Source organism: Shewanella psychrophila (assembly GCF_002005305.1).
Classification (GTDB): domain Bacteria; phylum Pseudomonadota; class Gammaproteobacteria; order Enterobacterales; family Shewanellaceae; genus Shewanella; species Shewanella psychrophila.
Window position 1 is genome coordinate 2,212,555 of record NZ_CP014782.1, and the last position, 21,849, is coordinate 2,234,403.

At 44.8% G+C, this 21,849-nt stretch carries 18 protein-coding genes; 3 read left to right on the forward strand and 15 right to left on the reverse strand.

Features of this window, described 5'->3' with window-relative positions:
- Positions 1-21: 21 nt before the first annotated feature.
- Positions 22-1,743: a phospho-sugar mutase gene (locus sps_RS09635; RefSeq protein WP_077752334.1), complete on the reverse strand. Its 1,722-nt coding sequence runs from the start codon at positions 1,741-1,743 to the stop codon at positions 22-24.
- 390 nt (positions 1,744-2,133) lie between these two features.
- Here sps_RS09635 and sps_RS09640 point away from each other — a divergent pair, with 390 nt between their 5' ends.
- Both sps_RS09640 and sps_RS09650 read left to right on the forward strand, forming a co-directional pair.
- Positions 2,134-2,460, forward strand: a complete 327-nt coding sequence (locus tag sps_RS09640; RefSeq protein ID WP_077752335.1) for a DMT family transporter — start codon at positions 2,134-2,136, stop codon at positions 2,458-2,460.
- A gap of 454 nt (positions 2,461-2,914) precedes the next feature.
- Complete coding sequence (locus tag sps_RS09650) at positions 2,915-3,787, forward strand: RluA family pseudouridine synthase (RefSeq protein WP_077752336.1); 873 nt, start codon at positions 2,915-2,917, stop codon at positions 3,785-3,787.
- A gap of 778 nt (positions 3,788-4,565) precedes the next feature.
- On the opposite strand, the gene sps_RS09660 is transcribed toward sps_RS09650, so the two are convergent.
- The 10 genes from sps_RS09660 to sps_RS09705 all read right to left on the reverse strand — a co-directional run bounded on the left by sps_RS09660 (position 4,566) and on the right by sps_RS09705 (position 16,480).
- Entirely contained in the window at positions 4,566-5,774 is a 1,209-nt protein-coding gene (locus sps_RS09660) for an IS256 family transposase (protein ID WP_077751066.1), read from the reverse strand.
- 423 nt (positions 5,775-6,197) lie between these two features.
- Entirely contained in the window at positions 6,198-7,058 is an 861-nt protein-coding gene (locus tag sps_RS09665; RefSeq protein WP_077752338.1) for a LysR family transcriptional regulator, read from the reverse strand.
- 76 nt (positions 7,059-7,134) lie between these two features.
- Positions 7,135-8,010 (reverse strand): DMT family transporter, encoded by an 876-nt coding sequence (locus sps_RS09670; protein ID WP_077752339.1) that lies wholly within the window; start codon positions 8,008-8,010, stop codon positions 7,135-7,137.
- Positions 8,011-8,114: 104 nt separating this feature from the next.
- Complete coding sequence (locus sps_RS09675; RefSeq protein ID WP_237158042.1) at positions 8,115-8,597, reverse strand: hypothetical protein; 483 nt, start codon at positions 8,595-8,597, stop codon at positions 8,115-8,117.
- A gap of 71 nt (positions 8,598-8,668) precedes the next feature.
- Positions 8,669-9,745 carry a 2-alkyl-3-oxoalkanoate reductase gene (gene oleD, locus sps_RS09680; RefSeq protein WP_077752340.1) on the reverse strand — a complete coding sequence of 359 codons (1,077 nt, stop codon included), beginning with the start codon at positions 9,743-9,745 and terminating at the stop codon, positions 8,669-8,671.
- Positions 9,746-9,748: 3 nt separating this feature from the next.
- Entirely contained in the window at positions 9,749-11,512 is a 1,764-nt protein-coding gene (gene oleC / locus sps_RS09685; RefSeq protein WP_149027253.1) for an olefin beta-lactone synthetase, read from the reverse strand.
- Between the two features lie 93 nt (positions 11,513-11,605).
- Positions 11,606-12,493 (reverse strand): alpha/beta fold hydrolase, encoded by an 888-nt coding sequence (locus sps_RS09690; RefSeq protein WP_077752341.1) that lies wholly within the window; start codon positions 12,491-12,493, stop codon positions 11,606-11,608.
- Positions 12,494-12,605: 112 nt separating this feature from the next.
- A complete protein-coding gene (locus sps_RS09695; protein ID WP_077752342.1) occupies positions 12,606-13,655 on the reverse strand; it encodes a 3-oxoacyl-ACP synthase III in 1,050 nt (349 codons plus the stop codon).
- Positions 13,656-13,903: 248 nt separating this feature from the next.
- Entirely contained in the window at positions 13,904-15,163 is a 1,260-nt protein-coding gene (locus sps_RS09700) for a methyltransferase (protein ID WP_077755625.1), read from the reverse strand.
- A 129-nt stretch (positions 15,164-15,292) separates the two neighbouring features.
- The gene (locus sps_RS09705) at positions 15,293-16,480 is read right to left on the reverse strand and encodes a chemotaxis protein (protein ID WP_077752343.1); all 1,188 of its coding nucleotides are present in this window, start codon (positions 16,478-16,480) and stop codon (positions 15,293-15,295) included.
- Between the two features lie 325 nt (positions 16,481-16,805).
- Between sps_RS09705 and sps_RS09710 the strand changes: the two genes are divergently transcribed.
- Positions 16,806-17,051, forward strand: coding sequence for a DUF1289 domain-containing protein (locus tag sps_RS09710; protein WP_077752344.1), 246 nt, complete (start codon positions 16,806-16,808; stop codon positions 17,049-17,051).
- Positions 17,052-17,121: 70 nt separating this feature from the next.
- On the opposite strand, the gene sps_RS09715 is transcribed toward sps_RS09710, so the two are convergent.
- The 4 genes from sps_RS09715 to pstB form a co-directional block, all read right to left on the reverse strand.
- A complete protein-coding gene (locus sps_RS09715; protein WP_077755626.1) occupies positions 17,122-17,484 on the reverse strand; it encodes a YajD family HNH nuclease in 363 nt (120 codons plus the stop codon).
- A gap of 158 nt (positions 17,485-17,642) precedes the next feature.
- The gene (locus sps_RS09720; RefSeq protein ID WP_077752345.1) at positions 17,643-19,619 is read right to left on the reverse strand and encodes a BCCT family transporter; all 1,977 of its coding nucleotides are present in this window, start codon (positions 19,617-19,619) and stop codon (positions 17,643-17,645) included.
- Between the two features lie 615 nt (positions 19,620-20,234).
- Entirely contained in the window at positions 20,235-20,945 is a 711-nt protein-coding gene (gene phoU / locus sps_RS09725; protein ID WP_077752346.1) for a phosphate signaling complex protein PhoU, read from the reverse strand.
- Positions 20,946-21,022: 77 nt separating this feature from the next.
- Positions 21,023-21,841, reverse strand: a complete 819-nt coding sequence (pstB, locus tag sps_RS09730) for a phosphate ABC transporter ATP-binding protein PstB (protein WP_077752347.1) — start codon at positions 21,839-21,841, stop codon at positions 21,023-21,025.
- Positions 21,842-21,849 lie beyond the last annotated feature (8 nt).

Consider the following 21,849-nt stretch of genomic DNA (forward strand, 5'->3'; position numbering starts at 1 on the left):
AGTAAGTAAAAACAATGGGTATTACTGAGGTAATGATGCCTGATGAGCTGAGATAAAGTCGTCCATTTCGGCTTGAGCCCGAGCCTGAACGCTATCCAGACTGTCATCACTCGCCATGTTTACTACCACTTCGTAGTAACACTTAATCTTGGGCTCTGTGCCGGATGGTCTGACGATGACACGGCTCCCACCTTCTAGCTTAAAGATAAGCACATCGCTGGCAGGCAGGTCGATAGCTTCAATAGTGCCATCTTGGAAAGTTCGCAAGCCAGAGCTGATATCATCTGTGCTCATTACCTGCTTCGCGGCGATTACACTCGGTAGCTTCTTACGCAAATACGCACCAATATTAGGCGTCGTTGGCTTAAGCGCTATACTCACCTGAGCATTAAGGTGAAATCCATGCTCACGATAAATATCTTCTAATCTATCCCATACAGTTTTTCCCTGACTGGCAAGCTCCGCAGTTAACTGAGCAAACGCCACTAGCGCAGACAGGCCGTCTTTATCCCACACCATAGAGCCAACCATGTAACCTAAAGCTTCTTCATAGGCAAACACGCACTGGTTATCCTCAGTCTGCTCGGCCATACCAACATTAGTCAGCCACTTAAAGCCCGTCAATGTTGTCAAGCAGGTCGCATCCATACTCGCCGCGACTTTCGATAATAGGCTAGAAGACACAATAGTGGTACAGGTCAGGCGCTGATTTTTTGCGGCGTGAGTCATCAAATAATGACCAAACAGCACACCCACCTGATCACCAGTCAACATCAGATAATCACCGGCCTTCGTGCGAACCGCAACTGCAAAACGATCGGCATCGGGATCGTTGGCACACGCCAACATGGCACCGTGCTTCTGCGCCTCGGCTATCACAAGGTCCATTGCCCCTTTCTCTTCCGGGTTGGGAAAATTCACCGTAGGAAAGTCACCATCGGGCTCACGCTGAGCTGCCACAGAATAAACCTGAGTCACGCCAGCATCAGCCAGTACTGTCTCTGCCATCTCGGCGCCAACACCATGCATGGCGGTGTAAGACAGGCTTACCAACTCAGGCTGAGTATGGTTTTGCAGCACTGATGCAGCTTTGATCCCTTGACGATAGCTTTGATAGAAATCATCTTCGAGCATAATCAGCTTGTCATTGGCCTTAGCAGTTTCGAGATCCATTAAATTAATTGACTCGGTCGCCGCCCTATCGATACAAGCAGCAATCCCAGAATCCTGTGGCGGGATGATCTGCGCCCCGTTGCCCCAGTAAACCTTATATCCATTGTACTGAGGTGGATTATGACTCGCGGTCACCACTATTCCTGCCGCCGCATTGAGATGAGTCACCCCGAATGCCACTAGAGGAGTCGGCGCGACTTTATAGGTCAGATAAACTTTAATTCCCATGGACGTGAGTACGCCAGCCGCATCATGAGCAAACTGCTTTGAATCGTGGCGTCCATCGTATCCTATGACCACACCACGAGTATCGACATCACTCACCTGTTGCTTGAGATAGGCTCCAAGGCCTGAAGAGGTCTGCTGCACTACTAGGCGGTTCATTCCCATAGGACCCGCTTTTACCACGCCCCTGAGCCCAGCAGTACCGAATGCGAGTCGACCTAAAAATCGCTGCTGTAACTCTTCTTCGTTGCCAGTATCTATGAGCACCTGCAATTCCTGTCGAGTACTAGGGTCTGGATCGTTATCTAGCCAATGTTTAGCCCGTAATTTTAACTGTGTATCCATTATTCACTTCACTTGGTATAGATTGTACTGCCTCACGTAAATGCCAGGCAGTTTGAAATAGTTATCATTAACCCTAAACCTAGCATCTAAAGAGAACAAGCAAATTTGCACTTTAAAACGACGAGTGAAAACCATGAATGCAAAAGACCAAGTTTAATCAATACTCTTAATGATGTCTGATAGGCTCGCACAGGTCATTATCAATCCCGAAGTCGTCAACTCTACTTAGCTAAACCCTGATGGTTTTAACTTAAGTAGGCTTGCCCTGCAGAGGCGTTATTCGTCTTAGCTTCTCCTTTATGATTTTATTTTGGCCCTGAGCTTGTCAGGGCCGTTTTTTTACTCATTAGAGCCACTTCTAAAGCCTACTTTGACCTTCAAGGATTAAATATGAACAGCTACTTCTATTTAAGTATCGCCATCATTTCAGAAGTTATTGCCACCACTTTACTTCCGGCGACATTGGGCTTCACCCGTATTTTACCAACATTAGGCTGCGCTATTGGCTATGCCTGTGCTTTCTATTTCCTCTCTCTGGCCACCACTACCATTCCTACAGCCGTTGCTTACACCATCTGGTGTGGGGCAGGCATAGTGCTTATCGCGTTGATAGGCGCTATAAAAGGAAATATGCCCAATCTAGATACCATTTTTGGCATGATATTGATCGTCATCGGCGTATCTTTAATCAATATGAATGCCAAACCTGTGTGCTAATACCAATCAGTATAAGAAAGTGATCTACTCAGAGTTATTTTTGGCAAACTAATTCAAGGTGAATAGGTGATGGAATAGTGTTCCCTTGTGAATCTATTCAACGACGAAGTAGGCAGCCAAAAACACTCCTGAAAGGCGAGTTTTTGCGCATCCGATGCTGTGTTAACGAGCTTAAACGTAGAATAACTATGTTCTTCACTCGTTGCTAGCAACATGAATGTTGTGAAGGTCATTCATGCAGGAGCAATTAATGACCTTGCCTCTGAAGCGCTAAACTCTCGCTGAGCGATCACATCTTTATAGTGATTGGTATAAAGCCATCATGTACTGAGGCTTATCTACCTCAGCTCACTCAGAGTCGATCATTTTCTAAAGTCGATCGGTATAATACCCAAACCTTGTCGACCAATTAATGTAAAATAGCGGCTAACACTATCTGCTAGCTCTTTACTTTATGTCCCAAGCCACTAAACAACAGCTCGAACTCCACATCACTATCACATCACTTGATAGCGATGCCGCCTCATTACTCGCATCTGAGACTACTTTGTCTAAACAGCAGATAAAACAGGCAATGAATAAGGGAGCGGTTTGGTTAACGCGGGGCAAACAGACCCAGAGGCTTCGCCGTGCTAAACGCGCTTTAAAGCTCGGTGATGAACTACATCTGTATTACAATCAGGAAGTGTTAAACCACAAGGTTGATGCACCTGAACTGATATTTGATGGAGGACAGTACAGTATCTGGTACAAGCCCTACGCCATGTTGTGTCAGGGCTCTAAATGGGGCGATCACACCACCATCAACCGTTACGCAGAGACTCACCTCACTCCAGAACGTCCCGCATTTATCATACATAGACTCGATAGAGCCGCGACTGGATTGGTACTTATTGGCCATAGCAAGAAAACCACCGCGGCACTGGCTAAACTATTCGAGCTGAGACAGCTCGATAAGTACTACCAGGTGATAGTAGAGGGGCAATTTAACTCAGGCGTTTCGGAGTCTGTCACCATAGAGACCGATGTCGATGGCAAAGCAGCCCGTTCACACGCCAGCTTGTTAGCCTTTGATGAAGAGAAGAACCACTCTCTAGTGCAGGTTATTATCGAATCGGGACGTAAACACCAAATCCGTATCCATATGGCATCAGTTGGACACCCTGTTGTTGGAGACAGACTACATGGTGTAGCAAAAGAAGGTGAAGTCAATTTGCAGCTCACTTCTTGCTACCTAAAGTTTGCTTGTCCCATCACAGGCGAAACGAAAGAATTTGAATTACCCCAGCGACTACGGCCTAAATTGCAAATCACTGAGTTCATATAGACCTCTATGTTTCAGTCTTAAAATTTTTCCCTTAGTTTTGTGATGGGTCTTTCAAAATATTTATATATCAGGATCGATATCAGCATCGTCGAGACATAGTATAAGACGTAATTTAAATACCATGGGATATTGGCCATTAGTACTTTTTTAATACCTGGGATCACAAAAGAAAGATGAACGAGGTACATTGAGTATGAGGTAATACTTACATAAGAAACTAATTTTATTGTAAGTTTATTATTTGAACAAATATAATTAAACCAAGGCAAGAGCAATGCCAAACTACTATTAGTAATAGTAAACAATAATGTTTTATTGAACATAGTTTCGCGTGTGGTCAACGTTGAGTATGAAAATACTATTATTGATAGCATTAGAAGTAACAAGCCAGTAAACAACATATTCTTTTTATGGATAAGAACAAAACCTTCATAATAATAACAAATCCATGCTATTAATACGCCAAAACCAATAGAGTCCAATCGAAATATCACAACTTTTCTAATCCCTGAATCCCAACGAACAATTTGATAAATAGCTTCATGATACCTAAGAAAGGTAAACAGAATTATATACAAAACAATACTACTTAGAATCAAATGTTTCCTTGACTTTATAAGAGTAGAAAATATAAAAATGAATAAAGGAAAACTAATGTAAAACCACTCTTCTACAGCCAAACTCCAAGATTCTGGCATCAATGCAGAGATCGGATAGGAAAAATTTTGTAGAAAGATAAAGTACAGACCCTGTAGCAGATTCTGTGTAACTACCTAAATTATATATAGTCTGCTATTCGATCTTCAAATTCAATAATAAAACGATTGAGTGCTGGTTTCCAGTTTCTTATCGGCATGGTCCACTTCTTCGAAGCTTGCATAATCGCCAAGTAAACGACTTTCTTCGCTGAGTCATCATTTGGGAAGAGCTTACGATTCTTGATTGCTTTCCTAATCACACTGTTTAATGACTCGATAGCATTAGTTGTATAGATGGCTTTCCGGATGTCTTGAGGGTAATTAAATAGCGTATTAAGATTAGTCCAGTGCCTGTGCCAGGATGCTGAGATACTAGGATATTTAGCGTCCCATTGCTCGCCAAAACGTTCCAAATTAAGCAACGCTTCCTCTTCGGTCACTGACTGGTAAATCCTCTTTAAATCAGCTGTCACCGCCTTGTAATCTTTGTACGGCACAAACTTCATCGAGTTTCGAACCATATGGACGATGCAGAGCTGGATTTGAGTGTTTGGGAACACGGTATTTATGGCATCAGGAAAACCTTTTAGACCGTCAATGCAGGCGATGAGGATATCTTTGAGTCCACGATTTTGAAGCTCTGTCAGTACATTTAACCAAAACTTAGCGCCCTCGTTCTCTGCTATCCACATGCCAAGTAACTCTTTATGGCCTTCGAGGTTAACGCCAAGCGCGAGGAAAATAGCTTTGTTGATGACCTTACTGTTCTCCCTGATTTTAACCACAATACAGTCAAGGTAAACGATAGGATACACGGGTTCTAGCGGACGAGATTGCCATTCGACGACACGCTCAAGGACTGAGTTAGTGACGCGAGAAATTAGCGTTGGTGATATCTCTGCGCCATACATCTCATCAAAGGTATCGACAATATCTCGTGTCGTCATTCCTTTCGCATAAAGATGTAAAATTTTGTCATCCATCGAGGTGAAGCGGCTTTGGTTCTTTTTAACAATCTCAGGCTCAAAGCTACCATTTCGGTCACGGGGAGTGTCTAACTCGAAGCATCCATCTTCGGTCTTTATTTGTTTGTGGGAGTAGCCATTGCGGTTATTACCAGCCGCGACCTTCTCGTTTTTTTGATAGCCTAAGTGATGATCGAGTTCAGCATTTAATGCGGCCTCAACAGTGACTTTGGTTAGCATAGCCCTAAAGTCATTTAAATCGGCTTCGGTTTTAATGCCTTTAGCGGCTTGTTTAGCGAATGCTTCTAGTTCTTTTTTATTCATACTCTACCTTCCATTGACCCACATAGGGTACTGATTGAAAGGTAGTTACACAAAATTATTTACAGGCTCACTGATTAATCGCTTCGATCTGTTATTGATACATCAAAGTGAGATAAGTCATCGCTATTCAGCACTCAACAAACAAAATTCAAATAGACAGCAATGTACACAGCCATGGAGTGTGAAGCTTTTCTTATGCAGCTTGAGTAACAGGTTTCAATCAATATTGTTTTAGCCTTATTTGCAACTAATAACCAGTACAATATGCAATGAATACGTCTGATGTTTCATGGATTAATTCTTCTATCCCTGAGTCATCTTGTCCGTGGCTTAACTTCAACAGACCAATAGCCATCTCTCTAAAGCCCTCGGAATCACCTTCGAGAGCACACTCATCGATGTCACCAAGTTGAGCAATACACGCTAAACTTCATTCTTCAAAATTGAGACTATTTCATCATAGAGCAAGTGTGCCAGAGACCCCTTAGTGACTGAAGAGCTGGTCATGACACCGACGTCCAGGGCCGATAACTTGGGTAACCTGGTATTGTTTAGCACTTGCAAGTGCACCGGTACGCTGCACCTTGTTAACACAGCGATGGCCATACCACTCTCGACAGCGGCTAGCTGACCGGCAATATTCGGGCTGTTGTAGACGATGCGATAGCCGAAGGTGAGTGATTCGAGTTTATCGATTACCTTAGCTCTTGCCTGACTACCAAACTCATACATGGCGACAGGCAATGGGCTCCTGTTCCAGATCTGCTGGGATTGCTTGCCCACCCAGACCAACTCCTCAGAAAAAAGATGCTCGCCGCAATCAGCTTTATCTTGAGTGATAACGGCAATATCTAACTCATTGGCTTCTATCTTAGGAATAAGCAGTGATGAAGGTTCACAACACAAGGTGATTTCAATGGCCGGATATTTCTCTGAAAATATACTGAGTAAGGCAGGAAGATATGCCATGGCATAATCATCAGGAATGCCTAAGCTGATATGCCCTTGCACACTTGACCCCATAAGCTCCCGCATAGAATTACTATAAACATAGAGAATTTTTTGGGCGTGAACCAGTAGCTCTTGTCCAGATGCATTCAAGGTCAGACGTCTCGAACCACGGCTAAATACGGCTCGGCCTAAAGTGTCTTCAATGTTCTTGATGTGCATGCTGATCGCAGATTGTGAGCGATACAATATTTTCGCCGCATCCGTCATAGAGCCTGTCTTGGCAACTGTCACAAACGAGCGTAGCCAGCTGATTTCAAGGTTAAGTTCACTCATTATGGTTTCTCTCTATAGGACCCATTTTGACTATAAGCAGGAATATGAACAAGAATATAAACTGGTATTTTAAGTATCATACTCTAGCCGTTTCTTGCCTCTTAGAGACTCGCCTCTGTGACGAAATTACCACGGCAAGAATAATAGCAACACCACCAGATAACACGATCCAGGAAGGCTGCTGCGAAAATATAATCCAGGCTAACAAGATGGCATAGACAGGCTCTAATGCAATAACCGTCGCGGCAACTTTAGCCTTAACGCCTGAAACACCATAAATAAACAAGGTGTAGGCAATACCAGTACATAAAATCCCTAACACTGCCAGTAATAGGCACTCTTGTAACGTGATATTCATCATGCCTTCGAAGCCAAATGGCAATAGCATAAGAGTAATGACCAGACATTGGATCCAAGATGATTGCATAGGATTAACCCCGTCGATTAGATAGCGGTTGGTAAGCATCATGATGCTGTATATCACACCGGATCCCAGCCCCCAAAGCATGCCTAGGGCTGATGCATCTGACAAGTCAAAGCTAGGGGTGATTAACCCTATCCCGATGCCTATCAGTAAGATGATGGCCCCATCATGGATTGTGATTTTCACTTCAAAGAAAAGGGCTTCCAATAAAATCACAAATGCAGGGAAACAGGCAAAGCCTAATGTGCCTATGGCTAATCCTCCTAGTTTTACACCCAAAAAGAAACTGAACCAGTGTAATGCCAGCAGAGTAGCTGAGGCGGCTAGTTTGATTATTTCGTTAACAGATAATGGCGAGAGTAACTGATGTCTAAAAAATGGCACTAAGGCAGTCAAAGTGAGTGCAGCAAACAGACAGCGAGCGAACACTATCACCACCACCCCAACCGCCAGTTGCTCAGCAATTAATGCTGAGGCGCCAAAAAGGAAAGCCGCAGTCTGTAATGAAACCTGATATTTAGAATGCACTCGTATTAGCCCTAGTAAAAATGTATCAAAGGAGCTTAATCAAATAGGTCTGATTATAAAAACGAATAATAATGGATGATAGCATTCGAAATGCTAATAGCTAGTTAATCCAACCTCTGCCACACCTCAACTTCTTTAAGCTCGCCCTCCTCGACGCGTTTGGTATGCAGCTGTTGGCCTTTAATCTGATACTCGAAGGCAAATGACTCTCCAGGCGATACGCCGAAAGAATTAAGTTGAGGATACTCGATATATTGGCTTTCTGTGAACTCATAACGTCCGGTACCGGCAGCCCAGAACTCTTGCTTGTTCTCACCACCAGTTTGCTCAATCTCTTTCATGGTCGTGAAACTAAAGTGAGATGCAGAGATGACTTTAATGGCTGTAAGATTAAGCGACTGGTAATTCTGCCATTCCCCCTTGTCATCCAGGTACTTACCCGATGCTAGCTGCCAGCTACCGATAAAGGGGTTAGCCGATTGCTCAGTTGCCAGCACTGTGGAGCTTAATGAAAGTAATGAGAATAGAGATAAAGCCAACGAGATTGAGAATACAGCAGATAAGCGTAGCCGGTTTAAAGCGAGCATGTTTCTTCCTTGATAGCACTTAGGGATAACACTTAGGCATGTTTCATTCTGCATGCCTAAGCTAGATTTACTTAAGACTTAAGATACTGTCTCAGTTTCACCATTCCTTGGTCAATGCTAATAATAGGAGAATAGTCGAAATCTGTTTTCGCAGCCGAGATATCAAAATAGTGACTGGTAGACAATTGTTTAGCCACAAAGCGGGTCATCATAGGCTCATTTGTCTTGCCAAGAACACCATAGACGCTCTCAAGCACGACACCGACGACGTAGGCTAGACTAGCAGGAACCCGTTTGTTCACTTCAGGCAAGTCGGCACAGGCTAAAATTTTATTTAGCATGGCAGCCATAGTGATAGGCTCATCATTACTCAAGAAATAGGCCTTTCCCGCAGCCGACGCCCCTCCATTACAGAGGTTTACAGCTGCTAAAATATGGGCGTAGGCGGCATTCCCCACATAGATGGTATCCACAAGCTTATCTTCTTTGCCGACCAGCTTAAGTCGTCCGGCCTTCGCTCTCTCAATTACACGCGGCACCAGATGAGGATCTTCTGGTCCCCAGATTAGGTGAGGACGCAGTGAAACCGTTTTTAGATAGTGACTGTTGGCCTTTATCACCATCTGCTCGGCGATGGCCTTAGACTCACCATAATGATTCAGATAGTTAGCGGCATAAGGCGCGCTCTCGTCTATCCCGGATTCATCTGTACCTGCAAAGGTCACACTTGGCGTACTGGTGTAAATAAGCTTGCTGATATTGAGTTGCTGACAAGCGCTTATAATATTAGCCGCGCCATCTACATTAGGTGAGAAATAACTCTGTTTACTGCCCCAAACGCCCGCCTTAGACGCCACATGAAAAACCAGATCACAGCCTTTCATGGCATTAATAACCGCAGTTTTATCGGCAATATCGCCTCTGACCATAGTCACGCCCAAAGCGGTCAATTCTGGATAATCACCTCGGGCGAAACCTGTCACCTGGAGCCCAGCCGCCAATAAGCGTTGGCAGATAGCTTTTCCTAAAAAACCGCCCGCCCCCGTGACGAAGGCATGATTAGCTGATGATTTAAGTGATATAAGCGCATCTTGCTCTAAAGTGTGAAACTGCTCCAGAGAAACAGGGGCTTCTAGCGTATCAGTCATGGACTACTCCTTATGCTTATTCTGTGCCCAGACGGCCAGTTTTTCCCTGAATATTTTAGCGTTATGACGAATATCCACGGGGAATTCAGGATGAATAAGAAAACGTTTTATCTCTAGAGTCTGTTTATGCTGTTCGGCGATGGCATTCAACTCAGCATATAAGCCAGCGCCTAAAGAGCATGCCAGAGATTTATCAAGCTCGATACACAACAGTGGCACAATTTCTGGGATTTCCGATTGGCCATTAACTTCGACGCCCACCAGAGCTGAACGCTTCACCTGAGGGTGAGTGTTAAAAATTCTCTCAACGGGAATAGAGAAATAGCGTTTACCGCTGCTGGCATCGACTCGATGTGCCTTACGTCCACACATCCAAAGTTTGCCTTCACTGTCGAGATAACCAAGATCGCCCATTCGATGACGCGTATGTTCACCATCTTGAATCTTAGCCTGCTCAGTGGCACTATCACGGCGATAATAACTACGGCTCACCATGGGGCCCTTAACGACGATTTCACCTATCTGTCCCGCCTGGAGTTTAAGGTCATCGCTCCAAATTCCGATAGGTTTTTCGGTGATAGCTATGATGGTAATATCCACACCTGAGATAGCATCACCAACACAAATTCCGCCCCCCCCATCAGTGATAGCTGTAGTGCCGAAAAGAGCCTGACTGGCCATCTTGCTCAACGGCAGCGACTCAGTGGCACCGTAGGAGTTAAGCACTTCCACACCATCACTCAGCATCTTACTAAAATGCTTGATAGAGGAGATAGTTGCTGGTGCGCCGGCTGATATGACACGCTTGATGCTCGGCAATTTATGCTGGCTAGCCTCATCGACCGCACCCGCCCCGACTGGCACACCTGCCTGCCCCAGTCTCTCAATCAGAGCCGGATTAACAAACATATTGCTACATTGATACTTCTCGATAGCGGCGAACAGATAGTCAGGATTAGCCGTTATCGGTTTGCTGGCATCCATCTCGGGAATAATCGAGGCCATGCCCAGTGCAGGGCCAAACAGGGAGAATAATGGAAATGTAGCTAAGTCACGTTCGCCAGGTTTAATCTTATAATCATCTCTCAGCGCACTTATCTGAGCCTCAAACATCTTGTGAGAGTAGATTACCCCCTTGGGTGTCCCTGTACTGCCACTGGTAAACAAAATAGCAGCCATCTCATCTGCGTCTAACCAGATCATATCATAGGGCTCTGATGAGCCGTGAACAGCGATATCTTCTAGCGTGACGCCCCCAAATAAGCTGCGACCACCTACAGTAACCAATTTCTGAACCGATCCCTTACCCCAACCAAATAGCTTACGAGCCAGATGCGCCTTCGGGATACCGATAAAGGCATCGGGCTCTGATTCGATGAAACATTGCTTGAGATTTTTCACGCCCATACCGGGGTCGACCAAGATAGGCACTACACCCGCTTTAAACAGGGCGAAAGTTAATGTGAAAAAATCGACACTCGGTGTCACCATCAACACGGCCTTCATGCCACGCGTTATCCCGTAGGCATTTAAACCATGGGCTAGACGATCACTTTGTTGATTGAGTTCTGAAAAATTGAGCTCTTGATATTCCAGCGTCTTAGTAGAGAACATTGACCCGGTAGCAGTTTGTACCGCTACAGCGAGATCGTCTGGATTATTTTTAGCAGCGCTAATGAGGTGACGGCAGAGATTAACACCGGCTCTTGTGTGGATCTCGCTGTCTTGTTCTGTTGAAGAATGGTTGGCAGTTAAAGAGGCTGACATGTTCTATGACCTTTCTCATTTTATATGCAATAAGCGGCCAACTTGACCGCTTATTTGTATCTTATCCTCTCGCTAAAAAGCTAACCGCGACGATTAAACGGCAGCAGAATCGCGACTCATAAACTGAGTGATATGACCAACAACTTCATCACTGGCATCTTCAAGAATATAGTGACCGCAGTCTGCAAATTCATGCACGGTCGCATGGGGCATCTCAACTTTCCACTGAGCAAGGAAATGCTTATCGAATACGAAGTCTTTCAGACCCCAACAGATCATCGTCGGCACATTGGAAAATTTGGGTAAACTTGCAGCGATCTCCGACACCAATTCATAATTCCGATCACCCTCTTTCAACGGGATATCTTGCACGAATCTCAAGGTTGAGATGCGGTTTGCCCATGAGTTGAACGGCGCCACATAGGCTTTACGTATCTCACTCGACATTGGCTTACGCTTAACGCCAACATAAGAGGCGATAGATGAAAATGCGTTGAAACCGCGAACCAGACCTGTGCCTAGTAAGGTATTACGACAGATCCATAAAGCCCAAGGAAAAGGCTTAGCTTTGGGTAGATGAAAAGCACCGGTATTCAGAATGACTAATTTCTTAATCCGCTCAGGATAGCGAGCGGCGAACCCCATGCCTATCATTCCGCCCCAGTCATGCACCACTAAGGTGATATTCTCTTTCACATTCAGATGCTCAAGCAAAGCTTCGAGATCGTCAATACGATTTTTTAGGGTGTAGTCATAGCCGCTGTCATCTGGTTTATCGGACAATCCACAACCAATATGGTCCGGTACGATACATTGATGGTTACAGCTCAGCGCAGAGACCACATTTCGATAATAGAATGACCAGCTTGGGTTGCCATGAACCATAACCACTGGCTCACCTAGACCTTCATTGACGTACTGTAGCTTATGACCATTTCTGTCGAGATAATTGCGCTTGAAGGGAAACAGAGTGTCTAACATGACTCTTCCTAAATATTCTTTTCATCATCGCGCCTCTATCTTGAGACGCATAACGTGATTATGTGAGGTATGGGACTGAAATGTACTAAGCGTGCACTAATAGCCGCTTTCGTTACCACTTAATCCCAAGCATCATACAGTTAAGGCCACTGCCTATGCCTAAGAAGCTCACTTGGTCGCCTTTTTGAAGGAATCCCTGATCGTGAGCCATCGCAGCCGTCACAGGTAAAGACACCGTGCCCATATTGCCCAGCAGTTGATAGGTAGGGAACTCTTTTTCTTGAGGGATATTAAGTGCATTGAGCACCTGACGACGATTTGATGAGCCTACCTGATGGCAGATCACTTTATCGACCTGCTCCACCACCCAATCCCGCTGTTCAAGGAAATGGCTCCAGGTATGACGAGCGAGTTCTACGCCCTCTTTGAGCAGTGCAACACCATCGGTGCGCATAAACTCACGATACAAGTGTAATCCGGCTTCCTGCAGGCCCCATTGACATAAATTATGATGTTCAGGGGCCGATAAGTGACTAGCACCGAGTAGCTGATGCTGACGGTCACTCATGAGTGGCAAACTGCCATCGGTCAGCAAGACGGCAACCGCGCCCGAACCACCGGTTAAGGTTGCTAAGGATTGCGCATAATTCTGCATGGTTTGCTCGGCCAACATATTATCTATGGTGATATCCACAATATGACGTGCAGATTCACATGAGACCACTAAGCCAGCTTTAATTTGACCAAGTTCAATGCGGTTAGCAATATCTAAAATACCTGAGAGTACGCCAAGGCATGCATTGCTGATGTCATAGATGGCGGTATCTTTCGACACCCCAAGCTCTGCTGCGATGCGACACGCCGTTGCCGGTTCGTGTTGATCACGGCAGACACCTGTGTATACCACAGCGCCTAAATCACTCACTTTCACGCCAGTTTCATCAATAGCCTTGTGAGCAGCAGCCAGAGCACCGTCTGATAATCTATGACCTTTTGGCCACCAACGACGCTCGGTGATCCCGGTTAATGCGGCAAGCTGCCCCATAGGGATGCGAAACTTCTTATATAGGGGTGCCAAACGAGATTCTAATTCAGAAGTGGACACCACTTCAGGTGCCAGTTCATATGCCAGGCTATTGATAAATACTCGGGAATATTTCATGAAACAGTATTATTTCGCTCACAATATCGGCGCGACTTCAGCCAATAAGTATTATTATTTAGTATTAACCCATCATTTGAGCAAGAAAAGGCTAATGATTCAATAAAAAACCGTCATACCTACGCTTTTTTCACTAATAAACTACATATTTTATCAAAAAAATAAGGTCTAAAAGAAAAAAACAAACATGACTTATTATATCTTCACTATAAAAACATAGACTTAGTTAATCCTTCATACGCTGGGTGTTAGTTTGTTTGTTTTTCAGCCGATATTAACGAATTTCTCGGCGTAACCGCTTTTTTGCAGAATTGAGTTAACTTTACCGAGTAGCCTTGCTCCTCGAGAAAACAAACTCTATCGAGCAGTAACCATTGTTCCAATATGCCACGAAACAGATGGGCTACCAGGTCAATTCGACGGGTTAGTCTCTGCCTCTGAACGCCTACCTCAAGGTAAGTGTTAATATCTAGATCGACAGGTAAATCCACAGACTTTTTCTCCGCCGCCCAATGACAAAACGCCTCAAAATCTTGGTTCAATTGGCTCTGCTTTATCGATGGAATGGGTAGATATTCCGTGCTTTGATTAACCTCACGCTGCAAGGAGTCGAATCCCAAACGCCAAATAACTTCTCTGTGACGATATTCCACTTGTTTCGCGTTAGCAATGGTACTGTGCTGCAACGGCACCTGCAGATCATGTCGGGATAACACCAGTTCACTATCGAGTACCACTTGTGACATCCCCTGATACTGCTCAGCTTGAATAAGGTGGTAACAGCAAGGAGAGATGATTATGGCTCTGGTGTTTGCTTGAGATGCCAATCGTAGTAAGCGCACATGGAGATCGCCACAGGCATGCAGTGCCACGGCTTGCTGATCCCTCTTTAGCTTGGATTGTTGAGGTGCGAATGCATTGCCGCAGATAAATTCCTGAGGCAGATGCCATTTATCGGCAAATTTTGTTCCCTCGTCGCACAGATTCTGCTGCCACTCCAGACTCACAACTGGACGAGAATGAGCCTTGGAAATCAACCGACCAAGATGCCCTTTTCCGGCGCACCACTCCAGCACTTCACTGGTATCAGGCTTAATTTGTGCTGCAAATGCCGTGATTTGTGACCATTTCCGCCCTTTTATGCCGGCACTGAAATGAGAAGCTTCCTTATGAGACAAGAGTTCAACCGATAGCTGAGCTAGATCTGTGTCCCCTTTTGTTAAAGCGGTTTCCACTTGCCCTAGCAAGTCCAATTGCCATGAAGCATCACTTCTCTGCAGATCTTGCTGTAACGCAGGCAGCAACTCAGCGTTTAACTCAGCTTGTGTCTTATCCAATTCATCGATATCGACATCAGATATCGACCAAACCTTATTAGCCAAACAGGGGAACCGTTTCTCCCAGGGTAATAAAGTGCAATCGAATGCCTTCACCTGCCATAGTGTACGGCTCTGAACTAATAACGTATCGAGTTTTTTGAGCCGATGGCGGTGTGAATTTTCTTGCAAGGTTATAGGCACTCTTTTTCTAAATAAAAACACAGGAAAAGACAGGAATAAAAACAGCTGCTAGCCCTACATGATACAGGGTTAGCAGCTAGTTCCTAGGAGCTAGGGCGTAGGAGCTCGTCTTTTTACTTAATTTATAGCCTTGCTACTCAGCTTACTCCTCTTCTTGCTTTCCATGCGTTTTCCCAAGAAAACACCTAGACCAAGAGGAGCAAAGAAAACCACGACTAAGAAGAGTACGAAATAGAGGATCAGACTCTTAAGTGTCTTGGTTAACTCCTGAAACACCACCTCTACCGTATGTTTAGATATATCATCCAGGTTAGCCGCCGCGGCGACGCGCTCTCTGGCAACCATTTCCTCGAGAGCCAGACGCTCATTCTTAACCATCAACTCTAATGCCTGACGCTCTACAGATAGTTGTTTAAGCTTATCATCGGTCGAGTCACTCAGTTGCTGCAGTAGAGGGCTCAGCTCTCGTCGCATATCTACGGCTAAGCTTTGCATCATCTCAGGGCTCTGTGCCATCAGCTCCTGGAACCTTGCCGATGTCTCGCTGATACTCACAAGCGTTGCCTGAACTTCTTCGGCATTGATATTTGAATGCAGCGCATAGAGTTCGGCTTTCCAACCTAATATTTTAGGCATCTGCTCAGAGATCATCGCCATGCGATCTGAAATATCGCTCATCACTTCCGGCACTGAGCCAAAGGTAGTCACAGCTTCGAATTCATTGATCTCTCTGAACTTTAACCAGTCATTAAATGCTGACTTGCGACTGAAAGTGATATCAGTGAGAGGGTTCTCCAACACGTATTGTTTGATAAAATCGCGGTTCTTGTTGAAGTCGCCCTGAGATAAGAAGCCTTTAACTGTCTTCTCAAATTGAGTCTCTAATGCTCTACTGGTCTCGATAACCTTCGATTGTTGTTCACCAAATAGCGCCTTACCTGCTCCAGTTTCATAAAACTCACTCATCTGCGCTGTGTAGGCCCAGGTATCAACCATGGCTGCCACCGGTGAAGCCTGGAAAATAGTCCTTTGTAACGCCTGTTCAGAATTTATTTTCCACATCAGAGCGTTAGATTTCAGATATATATCTTGCTGATCGGCAGATTCAAGCGCTGAAATCTGGTCGGCAGTCTGTTCTACTCGACTATAAAAAGTACTGCTAAAATCACGGCTAAATACCCGCATATTTAGTTGCTCTTGAGGCAGAGGCACCACACCACTCTCAAGTTTTACCTCTAACAGAGAACATGCCGTCGTAAGCAGACCCAGCACAACAAAAACACTTAAGCGTAGCAACGCTTTCATAAAGCCCCCAGTAACTTTTCACAATCCATTGAAAAGCTAAATAAATGAAAAAACAATCGATAAAAATTCAATCGAGTCTAGCATTTGAAATCTATTTTACCTATAGCTTACAGTGCTATAGATCATTCATCAGCTAAATATACCTCACCCTGTTTTCATTAAGAGTTAAATATTAACATCATGATAAACATCACCTTTACAATGGGAAGAAAACACAGGGTTTCAATAACTGAGATTGGTATAATTCATCCTCCCTTGAAAATCGTGACAAGGATCACTAAAATCTCGGTCAATAATTTAACAATAGAAATCTGGGCCAAAATAGATGATTCACTCCCCTTGCGTGGCTAAATGTGGTTTAAATGACGATGACATCTGCGTGGGCTGTTATCGGACTATCGATGAGATTGTCGGCTGGAGCGCAGGCGATGATGTATTTAAAGCTGAGGTGTGGGAAAAGTTAGCGAAGCGCAAAACCGAACTAGGCAAAGGTGAGAATAGTGAAAGTAAACGTATCAGTCGACAAAAGTGGCAAGAAACCGAGGCGCGATTAACATTGAACGAACTTTAATTGGTATAAAAAAGCTATTAAGAATACACAGCCGAATCGGCACGTATCACTTAATAGCCTGGTTGATAAACTACTTTTTCATCATGCCTTTGAGATCGGCGAACGGATTATAGGTTGCCGCTTCCACCTTAGTCTCAGTGGTCGCACCATACTGAATCAGCTCTTCAAATTTCGAATGCTCATTATCATGGCAATAAAGGCAAAGTAACTCCCAGTTTGAGCCATCGGATGGGTTATTATCATGATTGTGATCTCTATGATGCACGGTCAGTTCACGCAGGTTAGCGTTATTAAACTCACGAGTACAACGACCACATATCCAAGGGTATAACTTCAGCGCCTGCTCGCGATAACCCGTTTCGCGTTTCGCTTTATAATCTCTGGCTTGAGCTAATACTTTATCTAATTTGCTTTGACCTTGGCTTACCGACATACACATTCATCCCGCTCATAGCTATCGAAACTGACTTCATCATGGCCAATACGATAGCAAAAAAATACCCTGTGGCAATAATAACATTGCTACAGGGTAAATTTAACTGTTTAACCGACTTTCCGCTAAAAGCCTACTGCTAAAAATCTAACTTAGGCTTATTCATCTCCGCCCAAGTATTCTGAACTTGAAATATGCAGGTAGTGGGTGTATTTCTCATACTGAGTCACTACATCGGCTAAGATCTGTTTCTGATTGAATCCCATCACATCATAGTGTTGTCCACCATGCTCAAGGAAGACTTCAGCACGATAGTAATCTGTCTCCCCATCATCAACTTCACTCACTAGCGGGTTGGTAATGGTAAAGGCTCTGATCCGCAGGCCGTAGACAAAATCATTATGATCTTCACTGGGAATGACAAACCTGACTCGATTGTCTAAATTGACGACCCTGGCTGGGATGCCCCGACGAGTGAAACTATCACATACTTTAATCAGCGCCGGGGTCGCCACCTGCTCGAGGAACTCCTGCACATCATCTTCACTTGGGTGAGACACTAGGACATCGAGATGGTCTTCCCAGTCCACATCGGTCTTGCTGTACTGCACACTGGTATTATGAGACTGGACACTGTTGAGTTTGATCCAATCATCTTGCAGCGCCTTATAAAGGCCTAAGCACATTAACAACATCACCAGTAAGAAAGGCAGTGCACTGGCAATAGCTACAGTCTGCAAGGCCTGTAGACCGCCTGCTAGCAAGAGCACAGAAGCAACCACGCCTTGGAGCAAGGCCCAGAAAACACGCTGCCACACAGGAGCATCTTGATCGCCACCCGAGGTAAGGTTATCGATAACCAGAGAACCGGAATCTGACGAGGTGACAAAGAAGGTTATGACTAAGCACAGAGCTATCGTCGACAACAGGGTCGAGAACGGCATATGTTCGAAGAACACAAACAGGGCGACAGATACATCCGTTGACACAGCTTCGGACAGATAAGTGGCGCCATGATTCATGATCGCATCTATCGCCGTGTTACCAAATACCGTCATCCAAAGGAAGGTAAAAGCCGATGGCACTAATAGCACGCCAATCAGGAATTCCCTGATGGTTCGCCCGCGGGAAACACGCGCGATAAAGGTGCCGACAAAAGGTGACCATGAGATCCACCAGCCCCAATAGAGCAAGGTCCAACCACCGATCCAGTCATTCTTCTGCTCATAGGCATATAAGTTAAATGTCTTGCCCACGATATCACTCAAATAGCCGCCAGTGTTTTGCACGAAAGCCTGTAGTAATTCAACCGTAGGGCCAAATATAAGCACAAAAATTAACAAGATCACCGCGAGCCCCAGATTCAGCTCACTGAGACGTTTAACGCCTTTGTCCAGACCAGAGAATACTGACAGGGTAGCGATCAGTGAGATAGCGATGATCAATCCGACCTGCACCATGGCATTGACTGGCACACCGAGTAAATAGTTGAGGCCAGAGTTCACCTGCAGCACACCAAAACCCAGGGAGGTAGCCACACCAAACATGGTACCTAGCACAGCAAAGGTATCAACTGCATGACCTATGGGTCCATGAATGCGTTCACCAATTAAGGGGTAAAGGGCACTTCTCGGCAACAAAGGTAACTTATGACGGTAGGAGAAGTAAGCCAGACTCAGAGCGACTACGGCGTAGATAGCCCAAGCATGGATCCCCCAATGGAAGAAGGTGATCTTCATGGCATCTTTTGCAGCCTGAATAGTCTCAGGCGTCGCATCAGGCGGTGCCAGATAATGCATCACAGGTTCGGCGACACCGAAGAACATCAGACCTATGCCCATACCCGCTGAAAACAGCATGGCAATCCAGCTTTTATAGCTGTAATCGGGCTCAGCGTGATCTGGTCCGAGTTTGATATCGCCGAAACGGCTAACCATGACAAAGATGATAAAAATAAGGAAGATGGCTACACCTAAGATGTAAAGCCAGCCAGCTTTTAACTCAAACCAAGATTGAGCCGACTTAAATACATTTTGAGCTTGCTCGGGCCAGGTGGCACCAATAAATACCATTAAAACAATTAAAAACACGGACGAGAAAAAAACGGGGGGGTTAATACTGGATTTGATCGACATATTACTCTCGCAAATTAGCAAATAGTTGATACAACTCACTCAACTACAAGAGATCCCGGCCAACATTAGACGGTGAGGCATCATACAGTTTAATATACTTGTATCTGTGCCGGGACTCACAATTTGTGAACGCCATTAAGGCTATATACTCAGGTCATTCAGTAGCACTTTTCCAAGTGAAAATTCTCAAGGCAAACGCTTGAAAGCTGAAGACAACAAATCCCATTGAATAGTGACCAAACTCTAGGCTAATCTACATAGGCCATGAGCTCGCCTCTATTAAATACAATCTGTGTATACACAAAGATTCGAGTATTGTACTCCAAATTTATTAATAAATCTGAGCAATAGATCTTACTTATCGATAAAGAGCTAATAAATACAAAAAAGCAGCTATAAAGCTGCTTTTCATCATAATCATCTATAAAAGCTACTAAATCAGTTTATAGGTTCAGATCTTTTTCCATCTCTTCATAAGACATGAGGTTGCCGGACATCTTTCTACGACCTGACTTTTCTACTAATCAGTTCATAGGTTCAGATCTTTTTCCATCTCTTCATAAGACATGAAGTTGCCGGACATCTTTCTACTACCTGACTTTTCTACTAATCAGTTCATAGGTTCAGATCTTTTTCCATCTCTTCATAAGAAACGTGGCGTACATCTTTCCCTTTGACATAGTAGATGATGTATTCACAGATATTCTGGCAGCGGTCACCGACACGCTCTACGGCTCTTGTTGCCCAAAGCACGTCAAACACCTCAGGAATGGAGCGAGGATCTTCCATCATATAGGTCATAAGTTGACGAATAGTACCTTCATACTCTTTATCTAACTTAGCGTCCTCCTTGTGTAGCTCGAATGCGGCATCGGCATCCATACGAGCCAAGGCATCTAAGGTGCCGTGGAGAAAGCGGGTCGCGTGGCGCCCCATGCTATCGAGACTCACAAGTAAGGGCTGTTGTTTCTTCAAACGTTTATCCAGCGCAACCTTGGCAATTTTCACACAAGCATCACCGATACGCTCTAAATCTGTTATGGTTTTAGAGATGGCCAGCACTAACCTCAAATCACTCGCTGCTGGCTGCCTTTTGGCGATAATACGGGCACACTCTTCATCGATAGCGACCTCCATGCCATTAACCTTATGATCGCCTTCGATCACACTCTGAGCCAGCTCTGCATCTAAGTTCGAAATCGCATCCAGAGCTTGCTCCAACTGACGTTCGACTAGACCACCCATTGCCAATACTCGGTTACGTATATCCTCCAGCTCGGCGTTAAATTGACCCGAAATGTGTCTATTTAAATTCATATTGTCCATCGGTGTTAACCCTTTATCTCAGTATCTCATTCCCAGGGAGCGAAGCTCTCTGGGCTTAGATTTGTTGACTAGCCCAATTACCCGTAGCGACCGGTAATGTAATCTTCCGTCTTACGTTTCTGTGGCGTGGTAAAAATGGTATTGGTATCGGCATACTCAACCAACTCACCCATGTACATAAATGCAGTTTGATCTGATACACGAGCCGCTTGTTGCATGTTATGAGTCACTATCACCACGGTATACTTAGACTTAAGCTCAGTGATCAGCTCTTCAATCGTCAGAGTTGAGATAGGATCCAGAGCCGATGTAGGTTCATCCAGTAGTAGCACCTCAGGCTCAATGGCGATGGCACGAGCTATCACCAGACGCTGTTGCTGACCACCCGAAAGGCCGAAGGCATTATCATGAAGCCTGTCTTTCACTTCATCCCATATCGCTGCACCACGAAGAGAGCGCTCTGCGGCGTCATCAAGATCACGACGATTGTTTATTCCTTGGAGGCGCAATCCATAGACCACATTTTCATAGATGGATTTAGGAAAAGGGTTAGGACGCTGGAATACCATACCAACGTTACGACGTAGGGCCGCAACATCGACCTTCTTGTCATAAATATTTTGTCCGTGTAGCAAGACTTCACCACTAATATGGCAATTATCCACCAGATCATTCATGCGGTTAATACAGCGCAGCAGAGTCGACTTACCACAACCACTGGGACCGATGAAAGCCGTAACTTGTTTTTCCGGTATCTTCATCGATACATCAAACAGGGCCTGTTTATCGCCATATTTCAAATCTAAGTTACGGATCTCCAGGGCTGTGTCTTCCTGGCTCAAGTTTTTCAGATCCACAAATTTTGTACTCATCGCTGACTTATCTATCGAAATCATTTTATGTC

Bases quoted from the DNA above. Each gene is read 5' to 3' on its own strand.
- sps_RS09660 (WP_077751066.1), bottom strand. From the start codon at position 5,774: ATGAATAAAAAAGAACTAGAAGCATTCGCTAAACAAGCCGCTAAAGGC.
- sps_RS09710 (WP_077752344.1), top strand. From the start codon at position 16,806: ATGATTCACTCCCCTTGCGTGGCTAAATGTGGTTTAAATGACGATGAC.
- sps_RS09640 (WP_077752335.1), top strand. From the start codon at position 2,134: ATGAACAGCTACTTCTATTTAAGTATCGCCATCATTTCAGAAGTTATT.
- sps_RS09650 (WP_077752336.1), top strand. From the start codon at position 2,915: ATGTCCCAAGCCACTAAACAACAGCTCGAACTCCACATCACTATCACA.
- sps_RS09715 (WP_077755626.1), bottom strand. From the start codon at position 17,484: ATGTCGGTAAGCCAAGGTCAAAGCAAATTAGATAAAGTATTAGCTCAA.
- phoU (WP_077752346.1), bottom strand. From the start codon at position 20,945: ATGGACAATATGAATTTAAATAGACACATTTCGGGTCAATTTAACGCC.
- sps_RS09665 (WP_077752338.1), bottom strand. From the start codon at position 7,058: ATGAGTGAACTTAACCTTGAAATCAGCTGGCTACGCTCGTTTGTGACA.
- sps_RS09690 (WP_077752341.1), bottom strand. From the start codon at position 12,493: ATGTTAGACACTCTGTTTCCCTTCAAGCGCAATTATCTCGACAGAAAT.
- sps_RS09720 (WP_077752345.1), bottom strand. From the start codon at position 19,619: ATGTCGATCAAATCCAGTATTAACCCCCCCGTTTTTTTCTCGTCCGTG.
- pstB (WP_077752347.1), bottom strand. From the start codon at position 21,841: ATGATTTCGATAGATAAGTCAGCGATGAGTACAAAATTTGTGGATCTG.
- oleD (WP_077752340.1), bottom strand. From the start codon at position 9,745: ATGACTGATACGCTAGAAGCCCCTGTTTCTCTGGAGCAGTTTCACACT.
- sps_RS09695 (WP_077752342.1), bottom strand. From the start codon at position 13,655: ATGAAATATTCCCGAGTATTTATCAATAGCCTGGCATATGAACTGGCA.
- sps_RS09635 (WP_077752334.1), bottom strand. From the start codon at position 1,743: ATGGATACACAGTTAAAATTACGGGCTAAACATTGGCTAGATAACGAT.
- sps_RS09675 (WP_237158042.1), bottom strand. From the start codon at position 8,597: ATGCTCGCTTTAAACCGGCTACGCTTATCTGCTGTATTCTCAATCTCG.
- oleC (WP_149027253.1), bottom strand. From the start codon at position 11,512: ATGTCAGCCTCTTTAACTGCCAACCATTCTTCAACAGAACAAGACAGC.
- sps_RS09705 (WP_077752343.1), bottom strand. From the start codon at position 16,480: ATGAAAGCGTTGCTACGCTTAAGTGTTTTTGTTGTGCTGGGTCTGCTT.